16 protein-coding genes are annotated in these 16519 nt (G+C 37.9%); 8 read left to right on the top strand and 8 right to left on the bottom strand.

Going from position 1 to position 16519, the window contains the following annotated elements; genetic code table 11:
* Window positions 1–393: 393 nt before the first annotated feature.
* The 3 genes from AC22ZQ_RS05580 to AC22ZQ_RS05570 all read right to left on the bottom strand — a co-directional run bounded on the left by AC22ZQ_RS05580 (window position 394) and on the right by AC22ZQ_RS05570 (window position 2029).
* The gene (locus AC22ZQ_RS05580; protein ID WP_318957798.1) at window positions 394–936 is read right to left on the bottom strand and encodes an NADPH-dependent FMN reductase; all 543 of its coding nucleotides are present in this window, start codon (window positions 934–936) and stop codon (window positions 394–396) included.
* A 128-nt stretch (window positions 937–1064) separates the two neighbouring features.
* Window positions 1065–1325, bottom strand: coding sequence for a DUF2480 family protein (locus tag AC22ZQ_RS05575; RefSeq protein ID WP_318957797.1), 261 nt, complete (start codon window positions 1323–1325; stop codon window positions 1065–1067).
* Window positions 1326–1405: 80 nt separating this feature from the next.
* On the bottom strand, window positions 1406–2029 hold the full coding sequence (locus AC22ZQ_RS05570; RefSeq protein WP_318957796.1) for a superoxide dismutase: 624 nt from the start codon (window positions 2027–2029) through the stop codon (window positions 1406–1408).
* Window positions 2030–2230: 201 nt separating this feature from the next.
* Here AC22ZQ_RS05570 and AC22ZQ_RS05565 point away from each other — a divergent pair, with 201 nt between their 5' ends.
* From AC22ZQ_RS05565 to AC22ZQ_RS05535, 7 genes are all read left to right on the top strand, one after another.
* On the top strand, window positions 2231–2869 hold the full coding sequence (locus tag AC22ZQ_RS05565; protein ID WP_318957795.1) for a helix-turn-helix transcriptional regulator: 639 nt from the start codon (window positions 2231–2233) through the stop codon (window positions 2867–2869).
* Between the two features lie 139 nt (window positions 2870–3008).
* Entirely contained in the window at window positions 3009–3209 is a 201-nt protein-coding gene (locus AC22ZQ_RS05560) for a hypothetical protein (protein ID WP_318957794.1), read from the top strand.
* Window positions 3199–4035 carry an SPFH domain-containing protein gene (locus AC22ZQ_RS05555; protein WP_318957793.1) on the top strand — a complete coding sequence of 279 codons (837 nt, stop codon included), beginning with the start codon at window positions 3199–3201 and terminating at the stop codon, window positions 4033–4035. Before AC22ZQ_RS05560 ends, AC22ZQ_RS05555 begins: the two co-directional genes overlap by 11 nt.
* A 578-nt stretch (window positions 4036–4613) precedes the next feature.
* A complete protein-coding gene (purL, locus tag AC22ZQ_RS05550; RefSeq protein ID WP_318957792.1) occupies window positions 4614–6854 on the top strand; it encodes a phosphoribosylformylglycinamidine synthase subunit PurL in 2241 nt (746 codons plus the stop codon).
* Window positions 6855–7014: 160 nt separating this feature from the next.
* Window positions 7015–7563, top strand: a complete 549-nt coding sequence (locus AC22ZQ_RS05545; protein WP_318957791.1) for a hypothetical protein — start codon at window positions 7015–7017, stop codon at window positions 7561–7563.
* Window positions 7564–7810: 247 nt separating this feature from the next.
* Entirely contained in the window at window positions 7811–9124 is a 1314-nt protein-coding gene (gene rimO, locus AC22ZQ_RS05540) for a 30S ribosomal protein S12 methylthiotransferase RimO (RefSeq protein ID WP_318957790.1), read from the top strand.
* 84 nt (window positions 9125–9208) lie between these two features.
* Entirely contained in the window at window positions 9209–9415 is a 207-nt protein-coding gene (locus AC22ZQ_RS05535; RefSeq protein ID WP_318957789.1) for a hypothetical protein, read from the top strand.
* A 125-nt stretch (window positions 9416–9540) separates the two neighbouring features.
* On the opposite strand, the gene AC22ZQ_RS05530 is transcribed toward AC22ZQ_RS05535, so the two are convergent.
* The 4 genes from AC22ZQ_RS05530 to AC22ZQ_RS05515 form a co-directional block, all read right to left on the bottom strand.
* Window positions 9541–9873 (bottom strand): hypothetical protein, encoded by a 333-nt coding sequence (locus AC22ZQ_RS05530; RefSeq protein ID WP_318957788.1) that lies wholly within the window; start codon window positions 9871–9873, stop codon window positions 9541–9543.
* A 531-nt stretch (window positions 9874–10404) separates the two neighbouring features.
* Window positions 10405–10674, bottom strand: coding sequence for a TIGR03643 family protein (locus tag AC22ZQ_RS05525; RefSeq protein WP_318957787.1), 270 nt, complete (start codon window positions 10672–10674; stop codon window positions 10405–10407).
* On the bottom strand, window positions 10675–11364 hold the full coding sequence (locus AC22ZQ_RS05520) for an SDR family NAD(P)-dependent oxidoreductase (protein ID WP_318957786.1): 690 nt from the start codon (window positions 11362–11364) through the stop codon (window positions 10675–10677).
* A 32-nt stretch (window positions 11365–11396) separates the two neighbouring features.
* Complete coding sequence (locus tag AC22ZQ_RS05515) at window positions 11397–12263, bottom strand: EamA family transporter (RefSeq protein WP_318957785.1); 867 nt, start codon at window positions 12261–12263, stop codon at window positions 11397–11399.
* A gap of 148 nt (window positions 12264–12411) precedes the next feature.
* Between AC22ZQ_RS05515 and AC22ZQ_RS05510 the strand changes: the two genes are divergently transcribed.
* The gene (locus tag AC22ZQ_RS05510; protein WP_318957784.1) at window positions 12412–15792 is read left to right on the top strand and encodes a methylmalonyl-CoA mutase family protein; all 3381 of its coding nucleotides are present in this window, start codon (window positions 12412–12414) and stop codon (window positions 15790–15792) included.
* A 191-nt stretch (window positions 15793–15983) separates the two neighbouring features.
* Here AC22ZQ_RS05510 and AC22ZQ_RS05505 read toward each other — a convergent pair.
* On the bottom strand, window positions 15984–16519 hold a 536-nt coding region (locus tag AC22ZQ_RS05505), incomplete at its 5' end, for a sensor histidine kinase (RefSeq protein WP_318957783.1).

The following is a 16519-nucleotide window of genomic DNA, read 5'->3' as shown; positions in this document are numbered from 1 at the left end:
AGGCTTCTTTTAGGCGCCTGTGAGCGCGCATAAAAATATATCCCTCCACGCTGCGGGGTGTCCTTCCTATCAGGGGCAGAAAAACATAAATTTTAAATAATTAAATCTTTAAATAGTCAACCTCAGGTTGAGGTTTAAATCATTAAATATAACTCAAAGTATCTTGAACAATCCATTGAGTACTTTGTGGTTCAACCACACTCTTCTGAAATCATCAAATCAATTGAGAAGCTAGAGAGCTAGATACCTAGAAGGTTGAATTGTTTAAATAATCCCTATAATCCGAGCAAACAAACGATAACAGGTTCTCGAGCGGAGCCGAGAGACAAATCCCTCAAATCATCAAATCTTTGAATTGTTGAATCCTTGAATGTTTGAATCCCTGAATTGGTTCTACCCAAGCTTTGTCTGTGCAACCACCTCTGCCAATAACTCCAATCTTTCTTGGTAATGTGGATTAATTCCACCTTCAGAAGTATACAAATCCGCATATTGCATCGGTACACTCAAAGGCGCCGTCCAAGCACGTAAAGCTTTGGCAACCGTATCCATGGCATTAATACCATTGATAGCTTGTACACCACCGGCCCAACAAGCAAATCCAATTACCTTTCCTTCCAGGTAAATTTGATTTTCAGTTTTTCCGTATTCCAACCAATCCAAGCAATTTTTCATGGCACCTGTCATACCGCCGTGGTACAAAGGTGTAATCCAAATATGGATGTCTGCAGCTCTAAACTGTTTGTTCATCGCTACTACTGGAGCAGGTAAAGTTTCAGGTTCCAATTCGAAAAGAGGAATGTTAGAATCTGTGATGTTGAATACCTCAGTTTCACATGCTAAAGCATCAAATTTGTTCTTTAAAAGACTACTGATCTTTGCAGATGTAGATTGAACAACTGGCTCTATAGCTCCATTAAATATTAGTACTTTCATTTCCTTTTCCATATTACTTTTGCTAACCCTACTGCACCGTACATCAAGGTTTTAACGAGGGGTAAAAGAACTTGGGTGATTTTAGCATATACCTCTGGTGGTATCCCTGGGCGTACTACAATCACAATTCATTCGTCTTTCAGGTGTGCAAAATTAGTCTTTTCCAATTGCTTTAACCAACCTTGAAGCTTTAAGTTTTCCATCTCTCCAAAAGAAAGCTCATTGGCCGCCTTTAAAAAATAGGAAGAAATGCGCATAAAGATCCAAGAAGGTAAGCTTAAATCTTGGTCAACCTGTACAGCAACATCCTTGTCTTTAAACATTTCAAGTTCGAGCTTGTTCAGTGCGGCTTTAAATTCCTTTGCTTTTACAATAAGACTGTTATTCAATAAGCAAGATCAATCAAAATTGACTTACCCTAAAAAAAAGGGAAGTGCATGGTTACACTTCCCTGTATATCTGTTGTTAATTATTTAATTTTCTCCAATGCTTCTTTGTATTTCTTTTCAACCACAGCCCAGTCTAATACAGACCAGAAGGCATTTAAATAATCAGGTCTTCTGTTTTGATAGTTTAAGTAATAAGCGTGCTCCCATACATCAATTCCAACGATAGGGTAACCTTGACTTATAGGATTGGTGTCCATTAATGGATTGTCTTGGTTTGCCGTTGAAGTAACTTCTAATTCACCATTGTATTTAACAATCAACCAAGCCCATCCAGAACCAAATTGAGTAGCTCCAGCATTGTTGAATTGCTCTTGGAAATTCTCGAAACTTCCAAATTTACGTGTAATAGCATCTGCTAATGCTCCAGTTGGTAAGTTTTGAGGTGTTGGTGAAAGAATTTCCCAGAATAAACTGTGGTTATAATGACCACCTCCGTTATTTCTTATGGCTGTACTGTACTTACTAATATTGCGTAAAATGTCTTCTAGATTGTCGTGCTGTGCTGGAGTAGCTTCCAAGGCAGCATTCAATTTTGTTACATATCCATTGTGGTGTTTCCCATGGTGGATTTTCATTGTTTCTTCGTCGATATGTGGAGTTAAAGCGTCGTGTGCATATGGTAATGCGGGTAATGTATATTTCATATTTCTTTGTTTTTGTGATTTTACTTGAGGCAAAAGTAGTGTGGAAGAATAATAAAACAAGTTTTTATTTGTTTTATTAAGGGCTTTATCATTCGTGTGACAATTTTAAAGCCCGCATCATTATGTCAGCTCCATCCTTAATACTAACTTTACATGAAACCAATGGTTCGCCAAAAGGAATAAGCTAAGAACAGAGATAAAGTGGAAAAAAACAGTCTTCTATATAAGGTACTCGAACAAATCAAAAAGCGCGATGCATTAACAGCAGCAGAATTGGCGCTTATCTTGAAAATAACCAAAGAAGGAGCTCGACAGCATTTATTGAAAATAGAAAATGGAGGCTGGATAGAAGGCTTTAGAAATAGTGCTGGAGTAGGGAGGCCTAAACAATACTACAGGTTAACAGAAAAGGGAGAGGCCGAGTTTCCTGATGCACATGCCCAAATAACTGTTGAATTGTTACAATCAGTAAGGGAGTTATTGGGAGAAGATGCCCTGGATCAACTCATTCAGAAACGGGAAAAGGAGAATTACGAGCGCTATGCCGAGAAGCTAGATTCGAAAGAAGAAATTGAGGAGAAGCTTGCTTTATTGTGTCAACTAAGAACCCAAGAAGGGTACATGGCAAATTGGGAAGAGAAGGAAGGAGCTTTTTATTTGACCGAAAACCATTGTCCAATATGCAGTGCAGCGAAAGAATGTCAAGGCTTTTGTTCAGCAGAATTGAATAATTTTAAGCAATTACTGGGAAAAGCTTATAACGTAGAGAGAACAAAGCATATTTTAAGTGAAGGAAAACGTTGCGTGTACAAAATTACACCAAGAACTAACGAGCTCTAATAAATTTAGCATTTGCGCTTGGTGTTAAGTCTCTGTCTTTCAGTGATTAATAAGGTTGTTTAAATTTCTTTTGCTAAAACTATTGACCTAACACTTAAGTAATTCAAAATTATTTGTATATTGTGCTAAAATAATTAGCATGAATACAAAAGCAAAACAGCGGTTCAGAATTGCCTTAGCAGCATTAATCATTGCAGGTTCAGCCTATGTTAGTATTAGGTGGTTATTTAAGACTCCACCTATGATTAAAGTATTCGTGCTGTTGGCAAATATGGCCATCATTTATTTAACTATTGATTTCGTAAAAAAACAAAACAGAAAAGACAATTATGGAGAGTAAAAATTTAGTGAAATACATCGGATTAGGTGTGCTGGCCTTTGTGGCAGTAATCATATTTTTTAATTCTTGGCAGGATGTAGAACCAGGTGAAGAAGGTTTCGTGTATAAGCCCTACACAACAGGTGTAGATACAAATGTGACCTATACGGAAGGAACAAGGTTTATTGCGCCTTGGAACGAAATGATCACCTACAACGTTCGTCAGTTATCTAAATCTTACAACCAAGAGGTAATGGACTTGAACGGTACAGAGGTGAAAGTGGATGTGGCAGTGAACTATTCTGCACAGAAAGGACATTCACCTAACTTACACTTAAAGCATGGTCCTGGATATGTGAGCTTCATTGATGACAAAGCAAAAGGTGCGATAAAAGATGTAATTGGTAGATATACCTATGAGCAGGTGTATTCTTCGAAGCGTGAGGTATTGGAGAATGAGATGGAGGAAATCTTGAAAAAGGATTTCGAAGGAAACTTTATTGAGTTGCACTACGTGGAAATAGCAGATGTAAACTTACCAGACAATATTGCACAGCAAATTACAGTGAAGGAAACGCAAAAGCAGAAAAACCTTACGGCTAAAGAAAAGGAAAAAGAAGAGGAGTACTTGGCCAATGCGAAAATTGAAAAGGCACGTGGTGACTCGGCCTTAGTAGTATCTGCAAGGTTTAAAGCAGAAGCGATTCAATTGGAGGCAGAACAAATTTCTAAAAACCCACAATATATAGAGTTGAAGAAGTGGGAGAAATGGGATGGAACAGGTTCTCCTTACGGACAAAACAACGTGTTCGGAGACAAGAGTATTAGTATTCTTAAATCCAATTAATACGCCCAACGCAACTACCTAAATCACAAAGTCTCTCAATAATTTGGGAGACTTTTTTTCGTATAAGCAATCATCGCAACCTCAAAATTAGTTAAGGAAAGCATCTATCAATTCCCTCCCTCCAAAATTTCTTTAAATCCCTCAAATCAATTAAACCTTAATCTAGGGTTCTCGAGGGAGAGTTGTGAGATAAATCCTTTAGAAATTGAATTGTTGATTTATTGAATCCTTGAATTCACACAATGCTACCTTATCCTGCTATCCAGTTTACTCCTCTCCACAAGCTACTTGGGGATGTGGGTGCCCTTCCTATCAGCGGCAGGGGACAAATTTCGTGTTTAAATCATCAATTATAATGTACCAACAGGAGTGCTTAATTTATCCCACCCTGAATTGTTGAATCCTTAAATTGTTGAGTCCTTGAATAGTTGAATGTTTGAATTTTTTGAATCCTTGAATTTTTAATCCCTCACACCTATAAATGTATGTCTCCATACTACTTTGTGAATATCTCTTGATAATTTTATGGATACAACCCAAAGAATAATTATCTTTGCAAAAGATTTTATAACACTTCTATGGAAAGCACAATAAATCAAGAAGCTACAGTAGAGCAAGCTGTAGAGCTCGGACTTCGTCCAGAAGAATTTGATATGATTAAAGAAATTTTGGGAAGAACCCCAAATTTCACAGAAACAAGTATTTATTCAGTAATGTGGAGTGAACACTGTTCATACAAAAACTCTATACACTGGTTAAAGCAATTACCGAAGGATGGTCCGCACATGTTGGTGAAAGCTGGTGAAGAAAACGCTGGTTTAGTTGATTTAGGTGATGGATTAGGTTGTGTATTTAAAATTGAATCACATAACCACCCGAGTGCATTGGAGCCTTACCAAGGTGCTGCAACAGGTGTTGGAGGTATCAACCGTGATATCTTTACAATGGGTGCACGTCCGGTAGCGCAATTGAACTCTTTACGTTTTGGATCTATCGAAGAAGATAGAACAAAATGGTTAGTAAAAGGTGTGGTTAAAGGTATTGGTGACTACGGTAACTCTTTCGGTATTCCTATCGTTGGTGGAGAAGTATTCTTCGATGAGTCGTACAACCAAAACCCATTGGTAAATGCATTCTCTGCAGGTATCATGGATCCTTCTAAAGTAATTTCTGCAACTTCTGCAGGACCAGGTAACCCAGTTTACATCGTAGGTTCTTCTACAGGTAAAGATGGTATTGCTGGAGCAGCGTTCGCATCGAAAGATATTACTGAGGAGTCAGCAGACGATTTACCATCTGTACAGGTGGGTGACCCTTTCCAAGAGAAATTGTTATTAGAAGCTACAATGGAATTGGCAGAAACTGACGCTATCGTTGGTATGCAGGATATGGGAGCAGCAGGTATTACTTGTTCTTCTTGTGAAATGTCTGCAGCTGGAGATAACGTAGGTATGGATATCTGGTTAGATAAGGTACCAACACGTCAGGAAAACATGTTGCCTTACGAAATCCTTTTATCAGAATCTCAAGAACGTATGTTAGTTGTGGTTCAGAAAGGACAAGAGCAAGTAGTAAAAGATATCTTCGACAAGTGGGATTTACACGCAGAGCAAATCGGTGTAGTTACTGAAGGTGGAAGAATTAATTATTATATGAATGATGAGTTGGTAGCAGATGTACCAGCAGAGTCATTAGTATTAGGAGGTGGAGCACCGGTTTACATCAGAGAATACTCTGAGCCAGCTTACTACCAAGAATACAAGAAGTTTAACATCAATGACGTTAAACAACCAGAAGATTTAAAAGAAGTTGCTGTACACTTATTAAAGAATCCTAACATTGCAAGTAAGCGTTGGGTTTACGAACAATACGATTCTATGGTAGGTACAAAAACAATGACAACTAACCGTCCGGCAGATGCAGGTATTGTGAACATTAAAGGTTCTGATAAAGCATTGGCAATGACAGTTGATTGTAATTCAAGATACGTACACGCTGATCCACACGTAGGTACTGCAATTGCAGTTTCTGAGGCAGCGCGTAACATCGTTTGTTCTGGAGGTGAGCCTTCAGCAATTACAAACTGTTTGAACTTTGGTAACCCATACAACCCAGAATCTTACTGGCAGTTTGTTGGAGCCATCAAAGGTATGTCTGAAGCATGTGAGAAATTCAAAACACCGGTAACAGGTGGTAACGTTTCTTTCTACAACCAGACAGTATTAGACGGTAAAGAAGAGCCTGTTTTCCCAACACCAACTATCGGTATGATTGGTTTGGTACACGATAAGAGCAAAGTAATGAGCCTTGACTTTAAACAAAAAGGTGATTTGATCTTTATCTTGGGTGAAACTCCAGAAGATATTGCTTCTTCTGAGTACTTGGCTTCTTACCACGGTGTGAAAGCTTCTCCAGCTCCTCACTTTGATATCGAGAAAGAATTCCAATTACAAGAAACTGTAAAAGGATTGATCCAAAACCAAATGATTAACGCAGCACACGACGTTGCTGACGGTGGATTGTTTATCGCCTTGACTGAAATGGCTATGCCAAATGAGTTAGGATTCGATATCGTTACAGATAGTGAAGTGAGAGAAGATGCATTCTTATTCGGTGAAGCTGCTTCTAGAGTAGTGGTTACAGTAAACGAAGACAACGAAGATGCATTCATCGAATTTATGATGAACTCAGGAATCAACTACACACTTTTAGGACACGTAACTAAAGGAAAAATGGTAATTGATGATGAGCACTACGGATTTGTTCAAGAAGCAAAAGATATTTACGACAACGCTTTAGGTCAACACATGGAGGCTTAAGCAGCGCTTAAATAAAAATATCCAAAGAGGCTATTCGAAAGAGTAGCCTCTTTCTTTTTGTGAAAAACTGTTGCTTATGTAGCCTTTGTTAAATGTTAAAATTAGAGCGTTGTGTAACAAAGCCATTTTTTAAATGTTTTAACCTATAAATACTTAAATCATGAAAAAATATATTGCAGTTGCCCTCGCTATTATGAGTTTAGCTTTAAGCCTTAACGCACAGGAAGTAGGAAGAGTTCACACTATATACGGAGAGGCTTTCGGGCAAGGATTCGTATATGGGAGCCTACATTACGAACAAAAAATGAAGGATAGTTATAATGGTTATCAGACCGCCGGTGCAAATCTTGTTTACATGCCTAAAATTGCAGAATTCGGTAATGGAACCTATTATGGTTTTGGACTCAATTGGAATTGGATATACGGGAAGGAAAACCATCATTTTACAACAGGAATTGGAAGTTCTATCATGTTGAGTGATGGAGCAGATATTTACTCAATGGGAATGGATTGGTATGTTACTCCGAATATTGGTTACCGTTACCAACCGAGAAACGGAGGTTTGTTCCTAAGTGCAAGAATCAATGCAATGATTGGTTTAGCACAGGGAAATGTTCAATCAAGTACTTTGCGTATGAACAATTTTGAAACCTTGGATATCGCAAGAATTTTCCCCTGGCCGGGACTTGCCTTAGGTTGGAGTTTTTAAATCCTCTTTACTCTTGCTCAAATAGGGGGATAAGCGGCTAGCTAGGGCGCGCGTAACGTAAAAAATACAAAAAGAAAAAGGGCGACCCAAGAAGCCGTTTTGCTTGCTGTATTTTAAGGTAAAGCGAGGGCGTACTAATAGCGTTGACCCGGCCACCTCGGGTGGATTTGCCAAGAATCCAAGGAAACTTAAAGAATGTAAGCTAGAGTATGCTTTGCATTCATAAATAATGACCTATCTTTGCGGCATGAAAACGAAGACGCTCAAAAAGAATAAGGTAAATGTTGTTACCTTGGGATGTTCTAAAAATATTTTCGATTCTGAAGTGATGATGGCCCAACTGAAAGCTAACAAGTTTGAGGTAGAGCACGAGGCAAAGCAGGATGATTCAGAAATCGTAATTATTAACACTTGTGGATTTATTGATAATGCAAAGCAGGAATCTATTGATACTATTTTGCGTTATGCAGATGCCAAAAAAGAAGGTCAAGTAGACAAAGTTTACGTGACAGGGTGTTTGTCTGAACGTTACAGAGATGAATTAACAGAGGAAATTCCAGAAGTTGATGCGTTTTTTGGTACACGTGAATTACCGCGTTTACTAAAAACATTAAAAGCCGATTACAAGCACGAGTTGGTAGGAGAGCGTTTGTTAACAACACCTTCTCACTTCTCTTACTTTAAAATTGCAGAAGGATGTGATAGACCTTGTTCTTTCTGTGCCATTCCATTGATGCGTGGAAAACACGTTTCAACGCCTATAGAGCAGTTGGTGAGCAATGCAAAATCTTTGGCTTCGCAAGGAGTGAAAGAATTGATGTTGATTGCACAGGATTTGACGTATTACGGGTTGGACTTGTACAAGAAAAGAAACTTGGCAGAGTTGGTAGATCGTTTATCTGATGTTGAAGGAATAGAGTGGATTAGAATGCACTACGCTTTCCCATCTGGTTTCCCAATGGATGTATTGGATGTAATGAACAATAGAAGTAACGTTTGTAATTACCTAGATATGCCATTGCAGCACGGTTCAACGAACATGTTGAAAGCGATGCGTAGAGGGATTACACGTGAAAAGACAGAAGAATTAGTAGATAAAATCAGAAACAAAGTTCCGGATATTGCTTTGAGAACAACCTTGATTTCTGGTTATCCAGGAGAAACAGAAGCTGATTTCCAAGAAATGTACGACTGGGTAGAGAAAACAAGATTTGATAGATTAGGAATCTTTACTTATTCGCACGAAGAAAATACACACGCATTTAACTTTACAGATGATGTTCCAGATCAAGTGAAGCGTGAAAGAGCAGATGCGATCATGGAATTACAAAGTGGTATTTCTTACGAGTTGAACCAGAAGAAAATTGGACAAGAATTTAAAGTATTGTTTGATAGGGCTGAAGGAGATTACTTCATCGGTAGAACGGAGTTCGATTCACCAGAGGTAGACAATGAAGTATTGGTGAAGAAAGCGGATGCTTATGTACGAATTGGAGATTTCGCGAAGGTGAAAATCAATTCTGCAGATCACTATGATTTATACGGTACTGTTATAGATTAAACCCAAAGGATAAAAGAATTAGTAAGCGCCAGGATGAAAGTCTTGGCGTTTTTTTTAATTTAGGTGAATACCTAAATTAAAATTATGGAAAATCAAGAAAAAAGAAAGACAGGAACGATTCTTATTGTTCTTTTAGTTCTAATTATGTTGACGATTGGTACTGTTTCAACGTTATTTTATTTAGACAGGCCTTCAGGTAATTCAGGATTGAATGGTGCATTAATGGCATTTTCAACATTTGTTCCTATGTCAATTTTAGTATTTACTTTGGTTTATAGAGAAAAGAATTAATTTCTATACCCTTATTAAGTTAAAAGATTGGATACTTGTTCCATCTTTTTTTAAGGGAAGGGATTAATACGAAAGAAAAAACCGAAGCTTAAAAACTTCGGTTTAAATTCCCAAAAAAGATTCTGTTATCTTCTTCTCTTAATGAGCATAAGATTGTACGTGCGCTCAATTACAACGGCATATAACGCTGCATTTAAGATTAAGAAAAGAAAATACAAGAATACACCACTTCCCTGTGTTAAATCAATAAATGGATTTAACAGCGCGTGCAAAGGGTAGCGCAATAAATCATAACTCTCCGCAAAGAAAAGTGAAATTGCGCTTACATTGTTCAACTGTGCTTCTACATTCCAAGCTTGTAAAAAACTAAAGAATATTAATCCTGAAATAACCAGAAAGGTGACTAGTAAAAAGGTTTTGTTGAAAGGTTTTTTAGTTTGTTTTACAATTTTTTTCATTCTTGTATGATTTAGGACTGTGACAAAAATACGCACCGATACCGGAATAGTTGTTTCTTATGAGCGTATAATATTTAAACGGCAGCTTTTAATTTTTTATCGGTATAATTGGTTAATTCTATTGTGAATTTGTTAATATCATCGATAAACCGTCAGATTTTATCTTTTAATAGCTGTATAACTTTTGCAATGCGTTCGGTTACAAAAGCATAGAGGATATTGTTGAGTATAAAGGATAGAAAATAGATATTTACTGAAGGGGGAAGCTTATTTTTTTGAATCAATTCTCTGTAAAAATCAGGAAGGGGAAAACTCAGTATGTCGTATAAGCTATAAACTATATAGTCAAGAGAACTGGGAGAAGTAATCTCTTGAGCTTCCAGGTGCCAAGTGTATAGTATGATGACAAGAGAGAAACTTCCGAGTACCAGAAAGCACCAGATGAGTAAAGCTTTATTTACTTCAAGTAGCATGCGACGTCTTGTTATTGAAAGGTTTTCAATACCTACGTCTGAACTTTAGGTTTGGATTTTAAGTAATCTTATTTTGACTGATGGATCGTTGTCTAGAACATTTAAAGCGCTGTACATCGTCACTTCTCAAAGCCCTATGTTTCAGGCGTCCTCTTTGTTGAGCTCTGCGTCTCCAGCGTTTAAAACTTTTTTCTTTTAATTCTGTACGCATGAGTTGAATTACTTCTTTTTCGGGGAGCCCAAATTGATACTCTATAGCTTCGAAAGGAGTTCTATCTTCCCAAGCCATTTCTATAATTCTATCTATACTTCTTTCACTTAAATTCATTTACCTCAACGTTGAAATTCCACCATCTACGCGGTGTACTTGACCTGTAATCCATTTGGCTTTGTCACTTAACAGAAAAGTTGCCAAATGTGCGATGTCTTCACTTTTTCCAATTGATTTAAGCGGGTGTCGTTCCGCATTGGCTTCTATCTTCTTGTCAGAGTTGAGCATGGATGCTGCCAAAGGTGTATGCGTGAGGGAAGGAGCAATTACATTTACGCGAACTTTGGGAGCCAATTCAGCGGCTAAGGCTTTTGCCAAACCTTCAATAGCTCCTTTCGAGGTAGAAACTTGTGCGTGAAAATTGAAACCAGTTTGTGCGGCAACACTTGAAAAAAGTATAATACTCGCTTGCTCTGATTTTTGTAGGCGTGGTAAACACTTCTGAATAATATCAACAGCTCCGGCTACTTGCAGTTTGAAATCATCCATGAAGTCTTGCGTGTTAAAGCGCTTGAACGGTTTTAGGTTGATACTTCCAGGGCAATACACCAAACCATCCAATTGCTCAGGGAGAAAACTCAAGTCTTTCTCCTCACTCATTACATCTAAATAATGGTAATGAATGTTATGGGCAATATCTACAGCTGTATTTCTGTACGTTCCGAAAATTTGATGCTCTTTTGCCAGTTGTTCTGCAATGTTTTTCCCTATTCCAGAAGATGCTCCTATTATCAAGTAATTTTTCACGCTGTTGTTTTCTTTTTACAACACGTGAAAGCTTAATTTGTTCTCCCTTTTTTGTTTAAATTTATCAAGACTATGGAAATCAGGATGATGAGTACTCCCACCCATTGGAAGGTATTTAGACTTTCATCTAACAGATAATAAGCACAGGCCAAGGAAACAGGTATCTCAAAAGAGGAAACAATTCCGCCCAATCCTGTTCCGATTTTAGGCATACCTATGGTAAAAAGAATAGGAGGTATGATGGTTCCAAATAGTGCAAGAGGGATTCCCCAGTATAAAAAATGCTTCCACTCAAAATGTTGAAGGAGGTCTAGATTCCAATAAGCACTAACTGCAATACTACCCCCTAAAATAAAGTAAAAACTTCGGGTTAAGTTTCCCGTATTTGTAGCAACTCTGTTTGAGGCATACATATTACAGGTGTAACTCATGGCAGCCAACAGTCCAAAGAGTATTCCTTGTGGATGTATGCGCGTATTAACATTAAAGATGTCAGCAGCGAAAAGGGTTCCTAGTATTGCTAATGCTGCACCCAATACTTTTTTGATTTGAACTTTTTTTGTTTGTATAATTTCTAAAACAACCCCCATCCAAATGGCTTGCATTAAAAGTATAATGGCAAAGGATACGGGGATGTAAAGTAGAGATAAATAATAGAAAATACTGGTCCCACCAAAAGAGAGTCCGTACAATAACATGCTTTTTCTATCGTGGATATTTGGTCTTTTTTTCTCACGAATCTGAAGTACTCCCAAGATGAGTAGGCCAAAGAAAAACTGTCCTCCCGTAAGTAAGCTAATATGAACACCTTGCAGGTTGGCATACTTTACAATACTGGCCAAAACACCATAGCTGGCGGCTGCTAGTGCAACATATAGAGATCCTTTTAATTTTTCCACCTCACAAAAGTGAAGATTTTAGATGTGAAAACAAATACTTTTTACCGTTGTTAATTATCTGTTAGTAAGGTAATGCGCTTTACGCAAGCAGGTCTTTACAAAATGGCTTTAAAACCCTATATTTGCCACACCAATAACGATACAAACTATGGAAAAAATAGCTCCTTATAAACCGCAAAACAAAGTACGTATAGTTACAGCAGCGTCTTTGTTCGACGGTCATGATGCAGCCATCAATATAATGAGAAGAATCATCCAATCTACAGGTTGTGAGGTGATTCATTTAGGTCACGATAGAAGTGTGGAAGAAGTAGTTGATTGTGCTATCCAAGAAGATGCACAAGCAATTGCTATGACTTCTTACCAAGGGGGACATACAGAATACTTTAAGTACATGTACGACCTTTTGCAAGAGAAAGGTGCACCACACATCAAGATCTTTGGTGGAGGTGGAGGAACCATTCTTCCTTCAGAAATAGAAGAATTACAAGCCTACGGTATTACAAGAATATACCACCCAGATGATGGGCGTGAACTTGGTTTACAAGGAATGATCAATGATTTGATTCAGAAAAGTGATTTCCCTGTAGGTGATCAAGTAAACGGTGCTTTAGCAAAAATTACCTCAAAAGATGCGCACAGCATTGCACGTGTAATCTCTGCAGCTGAAAACTTCCCAGAAGAATCTAAAGAAATTTTAGAGGAAGTACATGCCATGGCAGATAAGTTAGAAACACCCGTATTAGGTATTACAGGTACTGGTGGAGCTGGTAAATCTTCATTGGTAGATGAGTTGGTAAGAAGATTTTTAATTGACTTCCCAGAGAAAAACATCGCTGTAATTTCTGTTGATCCATCTAAGCGTAAAACAGGAGGAGCTTTATTGGGAGATAGAATTCGTATGAACTCTATTAAAAACCCAAGAGTTTACATGCGTTCTTTGGCAACACGTCAGTCTAACTTGGCGTTATCTAAGCACGTAGCAGAGGCGATTCAAGTTGTGAAGGCAGCAGAATACGATTTAATTATTTTGGAAACTTCTGGTATTGGTCAGTCGGATACAGAAATTTTAGATCACTCTGATGTTTCTCTTTACGTAATGACACCAGAATACGGTGCAGCTACACAGTTAGAGAAAATTGATATGTTAGATTTCGCCGATGTAATTGCATTGAACAAATTTGACAAGCGTGGTGCTTTGGATGCTTTGCGTGATGTACGTAAGCAATACCAACGTAACCACCAATTATGGGATGCAGATGTAGATAGCATGCCAGTACATGGAACCATCGCTTCTCAGTTCAACGATCCTGGAATGAATACACTTTATACAGTGTTAATGGATACATTGAAAGAGAAGGCAGGATTTAAATTAGAGTCTACTTTCGAGATTACGAAAGAGATGTCTGAGAAGATCTTTGTAATTCCACCAGAGCGTACACGTTACCTATCAGAGATTTCTGAGAACAACAGAGCTTACGATAAGTGGGTAGAGCAACAAGTGGAAACTGCGGATAGATTATACAGTATCCAACGTTCTATTGATACAATTTCTGAGTCTGATATTGAGGACAAAGACAGATTGATCAAAGGATTGCAAGAGTCTTTCGAAAAAGAAAAATTGAACTTAGATCCACACAATTGGGAAGCGTTGCAGACGTGGGGAGATAAGGTGAAAAAATACACAGAGCCAGTATTTAAATTTAAGGTAAGAGATAGAGAATTGAGCATAGAGACACACACAGAGTCACTTTCTCACTCTCAAATTCCAAAAGTAGCTTTACCGAAATTTAGATCTTGGGGAGATATTTTGAAATGGTCATTACAAGAAAATGTACCCGGAGAATTCCCTTACACTGCAGGTTTATTCCCCTTCAAACGTGAAGGAGAAGATCCAACACGTATGTTCGCCGGAGAAGGTGGACCGGAGCGTACAAATAAACGTTTCCACTACGTAAGTTTGGGGATGCCAGCAAAACGTTTGTCTACGGCATTTGACTCTGTTACTTTATATGGTAATGATCCAGCTATTCGTCCGGATATTTACGGTAAAATTGGTAACGCCGGAGTTTCTATTTGTTGTTTAGATGATGCGAAGAAATTATACTCAGGTTTTGATTTAGCGGATCCTAAAACATCTGTTTCTATGACAATCAACGGGCCTGCGCCTATGTTGTTAGGTTTCTTCATGAATGCTGCTATTGATCAGCAATGTGAGAAATACATCAAAGAAAATGGTTTGGAAGCTGAGGTTGAAGCTAAAATCAAAGCGATCTACAAAGGAAAAGAGGATCAACGTCCAACTTACCAAGGAGACTTACCAGAAGGAAACGACGGTTTAGGATTGATGTTGTTAGGTGTTACTGGAGATCAAGTATTGCCAGCTGACGTTTACGCAAAAATCAAAGCAGAGACTTTAACGAAAGTAAGGGGTACAGTTCAAGCAGATATCTTGAAAGAAGATCAAGCACAGAACACGTGTATTTTCTCTACAGAATTTGCCTTGCGTTTAATGGGAGATGTTCAGCAGTACTTTATTGATAAAGGAGTGAGAAACTTCTATTCAGTATCTATTTCTGGTTACCACATTGCAGAAGCAGGAGCTAACCCAATTACGCAGTTGGCCTTTACTTTAGCGAATGGATTTACGTATGTAGAATACTACTTAAGTAGAGGGATGGACATCAATGCTTTCGGACCGAACTTATCGTTCTTCTTCTCGAATGGTATTGATCCTGAATACGCGGTAATTGGTAGAGTAGCACGTAGAATTTGGGCCAAAGCCTTGGCGAAGAAATACGGAGCTAACCCAAGAGCACAGATGTTGAAATACCACATCCAAACTTCTGGACGTTCGTTACACGCACAAGAGATAGACTTTAACGATATCCGTACTACGCTACAAGCATTGTACGCGATTTACGATAACTGTAACTCATTACATACCAATGCTTACGATGAGGCGATTACAACGCCAACTGAAGAATCAGTGCGTAGAGCAATGGCTATTCAGTTAATCATTAACCGTGAGTTAGGATTAGCGAAGAATGAAAACCCATTACAAGGTTCATTCATCATTGAAGAGTTAACAGACTTAGTAGAAGAAGCAGTATTGACTGAATTTGATAGAATCACTGAAAGAGGTGGTGTATTAGGAGCGATGGAAACAATGTACCAACGTTCAAAAATTCAAGAAGAAAGCTTGTACTACGAAACATTGAAGCACACAGGTGAGTTCCCTATCATTGGGGTAAATACTTTCTTATCTTCTAAAGGTTCGCCAACTGTATTGCCAAAAGAGGTAATTAGAGCAACGAAAGAAGAGAAAGACTACCAAATTGATATGTTGTCTGCATTGCACAATGTAAAAGAAGAAAAGATAGAAGAAGGAATTGCAAGAATCCAAAATGCAGCCATCTCTAATGAAAATATCTTCGAACAATTGATGGAAGTTTGTAAACACGCTTCTTTAGGACAGATTACAGAAGCCTTATTTGAGGTAGGTGGTCAGTACAGAAGAAACATGTAAGCAATTCACATAACTGATTTTAAAAGGCTGTCCGAAAGGATGGCCTTTTTGTTTTTAAAGGATTGAGATGGTGCTTTGAATGAAAATAGAAAGCGGTTATGATTCCCTTTTCATGTAAAAGAAGGAGGGATTTTCAAAAAGAGGATTGAATTTATATCCAATATGTGATTAACCTTATGTAGGTTTTGGAATTATAAGAACTTATTGATGCAGAAGGAGATGGTTGTACCTTGGTTCACCTCTCCATTAATATCAATGGTACCTCTGTGGAGTTCTGCTATTTTCTTACAATGTGCCAATCCTATTCCTGTTCCCTTGTACTCCTCTTGTCCATGTAAACGTTGGAACATGGCAAAAACCTTCTCTTTATACTTTGGGTTCACTCCAATACCATTGTCTTTAATTTCTACGATGTAGTAGTTGTCATTTTCTGTGTAGGAAATAGAAATATTGGGAATCCTTTCTTTAGATCTAAATTTTATCGCATTTGAAAAGATGTTCTGAAATAATAGGTGTAATTCAACAGGGTATCCTTTAATTACAGGAAGTTTTTCAGATTGAAACTGGGTAAAAGTTTGTTGAATAGAAAAACTTAAGTCCATTTTAACATCTTCTACTACTTTGTTTAAATCAACTTCTCCAAGCTTACTATGGTGTCCTAGTTTACTGTGTTCCATTAAACCATTCACCATTGCACTCATACGTTGTGTAGAGGTGTTGATATATT

The sequence above is a fragment of the Lishizhenia sp. genome (assembly GCF_057456495.1).
The sequence above is the reverse complement of the archived record's forward strand: the minus strand, read 5'-3'. Positions and strand labels throughout refer to the sequence as shown.